Consider the following 9,077-nt stretch of genomic DNA (forward strand, 5'->3'; position numbering starts at 1 on the left):
TCACACACAAGGATGTCATCCTGGGTCGCGAGGGCGAGAAACACAATCAGCTCTTTTGCGCTGAAGCTTTTCCCACTGCCCGGCACGCCCAGAAGAAAGGCGGACTGGTTTAAAAGATTGGCTTTGTTGCACATGATGAGATTGTGGGAGATGGCGTTCTCACCATAGTAGATACCGCCTGTGTCCATGATCTCCTGCACCCGGAACGGCATCAGCACGGCTAAGCTCTCGGTGGTCAGGGTGCGCAGAGCATTGATCTTCCGGTGTCCAATGGGCAGGACGGTATTTAAACCATCCTGCTGCTGATAACGCAGGATCGCGAACTGGCAGAGGTGCTTCCTGGCCGTGGTGAGCAGTGTATCCGTATCTGCGTCGAGCTGCTTCCTGCTTATGGCAGTGTGTACAAGGGTGAGCAAGCCAAACATCATGCGCTGATCCCTTGTGGTCAAGTCGTCCAGAAATTCCTTTGATTCCTTCCGCTGCAGCTCCATATCATAGGGAATGACCGCAGAAAAGTTCTGATTCTGGTTCTGCCGGCGCTGCCAATTCGTTATATTCGTCTCCACCCCGAGCAGGCGGTTTTCCACCTCCCGCACGGCTTCATCGGTCGGCACCGGGATCACGTCAATACTGAGCATGAGATTGCGGTTGAGCTGCGTCAGCTCACTGATCATGCTGTCACGGATATAGGATGCGTATTCGCGCAAGAACAGTACCCGGCCATAGCGATCCCCGATTTTAAAAGTATCCGACTCAAACTCAAAGGTATCCGGACAGATAAAATCCCGGAAGTCATGGCCTTTTTTCATGGTCTGTAATAAATCAAAGGTGAAGCCTGTCTCCTCCCCTGTCCGGTAAAAATCATGCAGGACGTGCAGCCTTTCCTCTGCGTCAAGCTCTGTACAGCGTGACCCCAGACGGGAAAAATGGGCGGTCAGCTCTGTTGCCACGCGGGCAAAATAGGTTTTGGCTTCCTCATAGTTTTTGCGCAGTATTGTCACGGTCACATATTTTTCCTGAATCATGCTGTTGGTTCCGGTAGCTTTGTCGAGTAACATCTGGTTATACTCTTTCCGGTATATGTCCAGTCCATCCTCTTTCATGGGGATCAGAATACTTTTTTCAAAGTCCGCCCGGTTCAGGCGGCGGTTGTTGATGGTCAGCTTGGTGGTCGCGCCGCTTTCAAAGCTGTTTAACAGTTCGGAATATTCTAAAAACATGGCTTCCTTATCCTCCCGCCCGGCCACCGCGTAATTTATGTCCGTAAATCGAAAAGTCTTGGAATATTTATTTTTACCGATACAAAAAATCCCATCCGGATAGATGATCTGAATGGGGACGGCCTGCTGTGCGCTTTTGGGAATTTTAAATTTTTCTTTCTCCTGATGGTTTGAATTTTTAAGTGTTTTAATCATTTTTTGCTCCTTGATCTTTTTTTCTTTTTTTATCTCTTTTCTTGTTAGCTGGCGTAGTCAGCATCCGGTAATACAGGTTGTCCGCATCAAAAATCAGAATTTTGGGCATCAGAAATCGGTCTTTTATCCATGCCCACAGGAACTGTTCTGCGCTCATTCCGTGGTACTTGATAAAGCCTAACGCCCCAAAGGGCGCGGCGGCTAAGATACAGGCCCAGGACAGGGTTTCCATGCCAAAGTAAGGCCGCAGTAAAAAGTACAGGCCAACGGCCATCCCACAGGCCATGACCGAAAAAACAAACTGCCGCATGGACAGTCCGAAAAACATGCTCTCTGTATATTCGCGGATCTCGCGGTTTACCTTCACTTCCATAATAAATCTCCTTTTGCTTTTACATGCTTGCTTTTTGAGCGAAGCCTGCTATACTAAAACTATAAAAACCAATACATAGGAGGTGCCCCCATGGTATATGTCGCATTTATTTCATTGATCATCACCATTGTGCTCATTGTTTTGTCGTTTGTGTTGAAGCTTGCTGGAAAGCTCCGTCTGACACTGCTCGTTGTCTATTTCCTGCTGATCAGCACTTTTCTCAATCCATGGGCGGCTGCCCATGAAAAACTGGCTTTTGCCATTCTCTTTATTCTTTTGGGTTTTTCCCTGATCTCTTGGATACGCTCTTTTAAGGAATACTGGGACGAGCGGCAATACTATAAAACCATGAAAGAAGATATTGCCTGGCAGGCCCGGACCGCAAGAGCTCGGGGTATCTCCACCCGTGACTGTTATATTGACAGCGAAGGAACCATGCGCTATAACAAAGACGATAAGCCTATATTCTAGGACGTTAACCACGTCCTTTTTTATTTCTACAGGCCCATCATCTCCTTCACACAATGATCTGCAAGCTTGATGGTTCCCACCAGCACCAACATGTTAAAAACCAGTTCCCCGATATAGGCCCAAACCATGGTGACCGCCGAAGCGTCCGGGTTGACCTGTGGCGGGGATGCCGCAAACAGTGAGAAAATCACACAGGCCAGTACAATGATTGCCCCCTCCAGACAGACCCCCGCATAGCTTTTCAGAAAGCTCTTCCCAATGCTCTGGCTGGGTTCACCCGCAAAGGTGGACAGGGGCACCGGGGCAATGGCAGTATAGAGAAAGAGCTTAAAAAAACGTCCATATACGCTCATGATCATCACAAAAGACAATACGGTGATGAACAGTCCTCCGATGAGGGTCACCGCCCACAAAGGGATGCTTTCAAGAAATGCACAGTTCTCTACGGCTTCCACAATCTCCGGCGGCAGCACGGTTTGTGTCGCGCCCCCCAGCCCCGCCGTCACCATGATTTTTGACACGATCCCCTGTACGATGGTAAACAGGGCAATCATGAGTTCCAGACCATAGGTGATCACGCCCTTGGCAATGGCAAAGCGCACAAAGAGTTTCAGGGCGTGCTCCGGCTTCTTGACCTCTGCCAGTGAGCCACAGGTCTTGACCATGCCCACCAGAAAAAACAACACCAACAGCGCGTAGCCGATGGCCTGTAAGGTGCCGTTGATGTTGACAATCACCTCCCAGATGCCGCCGCCCTTAAAAGTCTGGGGCGACTGGGTGAGCAGATGCCAGATTTCCGACAGTTTTCCATTCCATGTGTCCAGAGCGTTTTGCAGATTTTGTACAATCCAGTTATCACTTTCCATTAAGTCCTCCTTTCAGGGGCAGGCCAGCGTTTCGGCCTGCCCTTTTTTCTTTGTATCCATACCGGACTATCCCGCAATGGTGTTCAAAATTTCCTTGGCAAAGGTGACGACGATCCCCCCGGCCACTGTCATGATCCCATTGGCCCTCTGGCTTGGATCATGGGACTTAAGGGATAAGCCGATCTGCACAATACCATAGCCGATAAGGATCATACCGACCGCCCGGACAAGGCCAAAGATAAAGGTGGACAGGTTGTTGACCACGGCAATAGGGTCATCGGCAGCGCACACGGTTGTGGTACACAAAACACACAGTACAACCGCCATATAAACCGAAAAGCGGCGGCGCATTTTGGTGTTCACAGGCAGACGGGGTGTCGGGGCTTTATGCTTCTTTTTTCGTTTCTTTGTTTGGTTCATTTAGGTAAATCTCCTTTTGTTTTTCAAAATAAGCTTCTAAATCTTCCTCCGACCAGAGTTCACAGGTTGTTTCTTCAGATATTTCCATTTCCTCAATCACAATATCCGGCGAATAAGGCACAAGGCTCATGCTTGCAACGGCGTGATCCACTCGCCCGTGTTCATAGGGCGGCATCCCGCCGTCAGTGGTCAGATGGATATTGGGGTGTTTTAACAGGTTGTATTTTTCATCTTTAATGGGCCGTTCTCCGCGGATAAAAAGCAGGGCATAGCGGTTATCGAGCATCCGCACTTCATCCGGTGTCATCAGCTCCCGGCCGCTGTTCTGGTAATTTGTTGAATAATTCCCGCTCTTACCTGAGCTTTTTCCGTAGGTGTTGGTGTCAATGGTTTCTTTGCCTAAAAGCTCTGATACATATTTGTGTGTGGCCTGCTCATTGCCGCCGAGATATAAAAATGCATCGCAATTCCCGGCGATACTTTCCCATTGCTTTTCAAACAGGGCTTTGAGCTGCGCCATGTTCTGTAAAATAATGGATACAGAAACGCCCCGGGAACGCATAACACTGAGAATTTTATCAAAATCATCGGGCAGTGAGACGTTGGCGAACTCATCCATGATAAAGTGAACGTGCACGGGTAACAGCCCCCCATATTTTCGGTCAGCGGTGTAAAACAATTGCTGAAAGAGCTGCGTGTATAAAATACTGATGAGGAAGTTGAAAGAGGTGTCGTTGTCTGGGATTAACGCAAACAAAGCCACCTTCTTTTCTCCCATGCTGGCTAAGTCCAGTTCATCGGTCACTGTGAGTGCTGAGAGACTTTCAAGGTTGAACTTTTCCAGTCTTGCCGCTAAGGTGATCTGGATGGATTTTACGGTCTTAGCGGCACCACTCCGATAATTGCGGTAATACTTCAGGGCAATGTGATCCGGCTCCCGGGCTTCCAAACGATCCATCAGCTCATCAAGGGGCGACACATAGCCGTCAACATCTTCGGGGATGTCCCCATTTCTGAGCAGCTCCATGACCATGGGAAAATTCTGTTCCTCGGGCGGGGCTTCGTATTTCAGAAAAAAGACCAAGGACAGCAGTAACATACTGGCCGCGGTATCCCAGAAGGGGTCGCTTGACTGCGCACCCTTTACGGTCGTAGCCTTAAAGAGGTTTGTCACAAGCCGCTGCACATCGTTGTCGGTTTTGAGATAGACAAAGGGGTTATAGCAGTGTGATTTCTCCATGTTGATTAAATCTAATATGCGGACTTCATACCCCTTTTCTCTGAGCAGCTGTCCGGTATCGCGGAGGATCTCACCCTTGGGATCAAGGATCACCATACTGGTATTGGCCTGCATGACATTGGGCTTTGCATAGAATCGGGTTTTCCCGGCCCCGCTGCCCCCGCAGATTAACACGTTTAGGTTTCTCCGGTGCCGATGGCCGTCCAGACCCATGCGCACGTTCTGGGTCAGCAGCTTGTTATCTGCAAAGTGCTTCTCCCGGTATTTTCGGTTGACGCTTTGGGCATCCCCCCACTTCGCGCTTCCGTGTTCCTCACCCCGGCGGTAGTTCTTTTTTGTGGCATAAAAAATCCCGATTCCCATGACATATAAAATCATCAGAATCAGGATGGATTTTAAGCTGCCCTCACACCATGTGATTTTAAAGGGATGCTCCATTGCTTCGGGGAACTTAAGGATAAAGGCATAAAGTCCCTCGTCGATGAAAGGGGCAATGCGCAGGGCCAGTCCGATCACCGGCACAAGGAGGGCGATGTACAGCACCATGTTTTTACTGAAATTATCTTGCACTGTCGCGTCCCTTCCTTTTCCCGGTCTTTTCTGTGGGTGCGTCGATGGTTTTCAGCAAGAGGTCGTCCACGACATCTGTTGACCGTTTCTGCCTTATCAGGCCGTTTCGCATTTGATTGAGGGCATTGATCAGAACGCCGTACTCCACATGGCCAAGGGTTAAAATTCTTTTGACTTCTTTCATGAGCTACCTCAGCGTGCCGGGTCTGCCCGGCTCTTTTGCTGTACCATCTGCTGTAAATTGTACTTTACCCGCATGGACACCTCGGCCATGGCATCCTTGATGGCGGTCAGCTCTGCGCCCACCTGCTGCGGTTCTGCACTGGTCAGAAAATCCGGCAGCTTTGAAAAGTCAAAGCAGGCGGTTGAAACGCCTGCTTGTCGGCAGAGCATATAAGCGGCGGCCTGGGCCTTGAAGTCAAGGGTTTCGGCATCGCAGCCGTTTAAGGCCAGTTCGGACTTGGCTAAAGCGGCGGCGATTCCCTGATACATGGCATCCGGATTCAGCCCTTTTTCCACCACCACGCACTCTTTATCCATATCAAAATCCACGGCCAGCGGATGATTGACGGCTTCGGCGGTCAAAATCTTTACCGGGGCCTTTGAAATAAGCGATTTTATCAGCATCCGGTCATCCAGTTTGCCTGTTTTCTGAGAACGCACCCGACAGGTGGTCTGGGTGATGTCGTACATTTTCTTGGCCTTGAAGGACTGCCCGGTTGTTCCATCATCACGGGTGTAGGGGTTTCCGGGTTCCAGAATCAAAATCGGGTTTCTGAACTCGGACTGTTTCACAAAGATACCCTGCTCTTTCCATGTCGTACTGTCTGCAATTTTGGTGACGGTTTCCCGCTGTGCCTGTATAAGCAGCGCGTTACGAGCAGTGTAGTATTCAAAATTGGCCTGAACGTTCAGATACCCCTGAAACATCTCCGGATTTTTTCCAACGGTTTCAAGGGACTTTTCAATTTGTGTATAGCAGTATTCCCGGTTGGCCTTTTGCTCGGCCTGCCACTTTTGATTGTTTCTCGGCTTCGGCTCGGTTTCTTCCTGACCAAACAGGTCATATAGGTTGCTCATCGTGTTTTATCTCCCTTCGATTTTTTTTGAATCTCTTTTTTGGTTTTCCGCTTTGGTTCACGGCGTTTGGTTTCTTTTTTCTTCTCCGGTGATCTGTGTTCGGGTTCTGCCCGGGCTTTTTCCTGTTCAGCCTTGATCGCTCTGAGTTCTGCCCGGACAGAAGGTTTACCTTCTCCTTCGGCGGGCGGCTTCAAGCTGTTCCCGGATGGAGGGCTTTTCTCCTGTGCCTGGGCCTGCGGGACATCGGCATAGGGTTTCTCCGCCGTTATTGCTTCCGCGTCCTCCCTGCTGGAAAAGGTGTGCTCCTCCTTTGAGGGCAGCACATTCTCCTCCTTTGATGCTGCAGGGCCTAAAAGGTCATCCAGCAGCTGTTCTTCCCCGGCTTCGGCTTCCGGATTCGATGCACCAAAGAGATCATCCAGCAGGGCTTCTTCTGCCTGTCCTTCTTCGTGGGTCTGCCCTTCCCGTTCATTCAGGATTTCACTCTTAATTTCTGCGGTATTCACCGCTGCCAGCTGGAAGCGTTCAACGATCCGGTTGATCCGCACAGCATCCTCCTGCTTCACCAGAATATCCGTCACACCATCCGGACTGCCTGCCGGATTGCCCAGGGCACAGTAAAGCACCCCGTAATGCTTGGCTTCTTTGGCAAAGACTTCAAGGTCAGCATTGTTAATCGAAAAAACGGTTAAAGGTTTCCCGGATTTCAGCATAGCTGTTAATCGGGTTTTTCCTTTTGTTTTGTGTACATCAGCACTCTTTAAAGCTGAGATTAACAGAAAGGCCAGATTTTTAAGGCCTGTCCCTGTCAGCCGCAACAAAAAATCCGCCCCTTCAAGGGATAGTCGGATGACTTGTTCAGCTGCGTCACCGCTTGTATTCATTTTTGGTATGCTCCTTTCCTTTATTTTTTTCTTCTAATTTGACTGTTTTAATTTTTTCTTTCATCGGTATGGATCGCGCGGCAATGCCGTCACAATATTTCACTTCCTTTCTGAGTGCTTTGATCTGCGCGCTCAGCCCGGCAATGTCCGCTTTGATTTTAGTCACCTCTTTTTCATCCGGTGTGCGCTGTGTTCTGTTCCAGAGCTTTTTCCGTTTGGTACAGAGTTTTTTTATCTGCTGTTCATTTTCTATCTTATGAGCTGCCAGTTCTTCCATGGTGCTGATCCGATGGCGGCATAAAAACCGGGCTTCCTGACTGATTTGTTCCAGCTTCCGTAAATCTTCTCGGTACAGAAACGGCAGTGCGCCTGCTTCCCGGTCTTTTTTCTTTTGAAACACGCCCAGCTTAAAGCAGTAGTAAAGGTACAGGCCCCGCAAGCCGCTGGTATGACGGGCCTTTTCAAAGCTTCCGTGCAAAAGCATTTTCTTCTTTGCAGCCTTTGGCCCGGGGCGGTACTGGTTGATCTGCTGCTGTTCAAAAATCCGCTGTTCGATGTTGTCTAAACTGTATTTGGGATACTTACGGTCAATGCGCACATACCGCGCTTTCCCGGGCGGCTTCAGCGTGAAGTATTTTGCATCATACTTGATGGCGTATCCCTTCTGCCGCAGACGATACAGAAACTGCCGAAGGGTCACGGATTCGGAAATGGTTGCATCGAGGTCTTTTAAGATCAGGCCCCGCCATGTGGGTTTTCCTTCCTGCTCTGCCCGCCACTCACCGTACTGCATGGACTTGTTCATGGTCTTTTGAATCACGGAAAGCTTGTATTCAAGGCACAGACGGTCGGAGACCTCCCGCATTTTCCGGTAGGTTTCTTTATTGTCGTAGTAGCGCAGCCCATCGGCAAAGGAGACGGAATTTAACACCATATGATTATGTATGTGGGCTTTGTCGATGTGGGTTGCGACGATCACCTCAAACCGTGATCCCCACAATTCCTCTGCCAGTTTTACGCCGATTTCATGGGCGGTCTTCGGGGTGACTTCCCCGGGCTTGAAACTCTGATAGGCGTGGTAGGCAATGATGCCGCCCTCCTTGCGGTACTGCTTTTTGGTGATGGTCATCTCCTCCCTCGCGGTTTCGGGTGAACAGTTTAAACCTGTGACATAAAACTGCTTTTCAGTTTTAACGTCCAGCGATACATAGTCCATCACATCCCGCAGAGCCTGCAGGTCCGTTTCACCATAATTTTTGTTTTTTGTCTTATCCGGATTTTTAGCATAATCCACTACCCGATCCAGACGGCCCCGGATGTCCCAGATTTTTGTGGTGGCCATGTCAGCTTTTTTCCGGCACCAGAAACTTTTCTTTGACCTCGGTCTGGAACTTTCGCCACTTCAAGGCTTCTTTTTCATAAAGCGGCTGATACACAAAACCCAGGGCATTGGCCTTGGCGGCAATCTGGTTCAGGTTGTTTCCGATGGCGGACATCTGCCGCATGGCTTCATAAAACGCCGGGCCGGGTTTTTCGTGTAACTGGTAGCCTTCAATCATGGCACGCAGAAAAGCTTCCCGGCTCAGGCCAGACTTCTTCACTTTTTTATCCAGTTCCTGTGCTTCCCGCCTTGTCAGGCGAAACAGGATCTCAACGTTGCGCTTTCGCATATTTTTCACTCCTTATCCACGTTATAAAAGGGGGATTGGGGAGAGTTTGTGTCAAAAGTCCACCTAAATCCCCAAAATCGTGGTATAA

10 protein-coding genes and 1 pseudogene are annotated in these 9,077 nt (G+C 49.6%); 1 reads left to right on the forward strand and 10 read right to left on the reverse strand.

All coding sequences use genetic code 11. The features are described 5' to 3' along the window. Positions 1–1,415, reverse strand: a pseudogene (locus DW091_RS19730) (TraE family protein); the annotation flags it as partial. Beyond that, a complete protein-coding gene (locus tag DW091_RS19735; protein ID WP_058695862.1) occupies positions 1,408–1,788 on the reverse strand; it encodes a PrgI family protein in 381 nt (126 codons plus the stop codon). The gene DW091_RS19735 and the pseudogene DW091_RS19730, both read right to left, overlap by 8 nt. Positions 1,789–1,878: 90 nt before the next feature. Here DW091_RS19735 and DW091_RS19740 point away from each other — a divergent pair, with 90 nt between their 5' ends. Further along, a complete protein-coding gene (locus tag DW091_RS19740; protein ID WP_058695863.1) occupies positions 1,879–2,259 on the forward strand; it encodes a hypothetical protein in 381 nt (126 codons plus the stop codon). A gap of 26 nt (positions 2,260–2,285) precedes the next feature. Here DW091_RS19740 and DW091_RS19745 read toward each other — a convergent pair whose 3' ends face one another. The 8 genes from DW091_RS19745 to mobC form a co-directional block, all read right to left on the reverse strand. Further along, positions 2,286–3,125: a hypothetical protein gene (locus DW091_RS19745; RefSeq protein WP_058695864.1), complete on the reverse strand. Its 840-nt coding sequence runs from the start codon at positions 3,123–3,125 to the stop codon at positions 2,286–2,288. 66 nt (positions 3,126–3,191) lie between these two features. Further along, positions 3,192–3,545, reverse strand: coding sequence for a TrbC/VirB2 family protein (locus DW091_RS19750; RefSeq protein WP_058695865.1), 354 nt, complete (start codon positions 3,543–3,545; stop codon positions 3,192–3,194). Then, positions 3,511–5,331, reverse strand: a complete 1,821-nt coding sequence (locus tag DW091_RS19755; protein WP_058696433.1) for a VirD4-like conjugal transfer protein, CD1115 family — start codon at positions 5,329–5,331, stop codon at positions 3,511–3,513. The genes DW091_RS19750 and DW091_RS19755 overlap by 35 nt, the downstream gene beginning before the upstream one ends. A gap of 13 nt (positions 5,332–5,344) precedes the next feature. Continuing rightward, positions 5,345–5,539, reverse strand: a complete 195-nt coding sequence (locus tag DW091_RS19760) for a hypothetical protein (protein ID WP_118519098.1) — start codon at positions 5,537–5,539, stop codon at positions 5,345–5,347. 8 nt (positions 5,540–5,547) lie between these two features. Then, positions 5,548–6,435: a hypothetical protein gene (locus DW091_RS19765; RefSeq protein ID WP_058695867.1), complete on the reverse strand. Its 888-nt coding sequence runs from the start codon at positions 6,433–6,435 to the stop codon at positions 5,548–5,550. Continuing rightward, positions 6,432–7,319, reverse strand: a complete 888-nt coding sequence (locus DW091_RS19770) for a PcfB family protein (protein ID WP_058695868.1) — start codon at positions 7,317–7,319, stop codon at positions 6,432–6,434. The genes DW091_RS19765 and DW091_RS19770 overlap by 4 nt, the downstream gene beginning before the upstream one ends. Further along, on the reverse strand, positions 7,303–8,661 hold the full coding sequence (locus DW091_RS19775) for a relaxase/mobilization nuclease domain-containing protein (protein ID WP_118519099.1): 1,359 nt from the start codon (positions 8,659–8,661) through the stop codon (positions 7,303–7,305). The genes DW091_RS19770 and DW091_RS19775 overlap by 17 nt, the downstream gene beginning before the upstream one ends. A 1-nt stretch (position 8,662) precedes the next feature. After that, entirely contained in the window at positions 8,663–8,989 is a 327-nt protein-coding gene (gene mobC, locus DW091_RS19780; RefSeq protein WP_118519100.1) for a plasmid mobilization relaxosome protein MobC, read from the reverse strand. Between the last annotated feature and the right edge of the window lie 88 nt (positions 8,990–9,077).

This window comes from Eubacterium sp. AM05-23, assembly GCF_003477535.1.
Classification (GTDB): domain Bacteria; phylum Bacillota; class Clostridia; order Eubacteriales; family Eubacteriaceae; genus Eubacterium; species Eubacterium maltosivorans.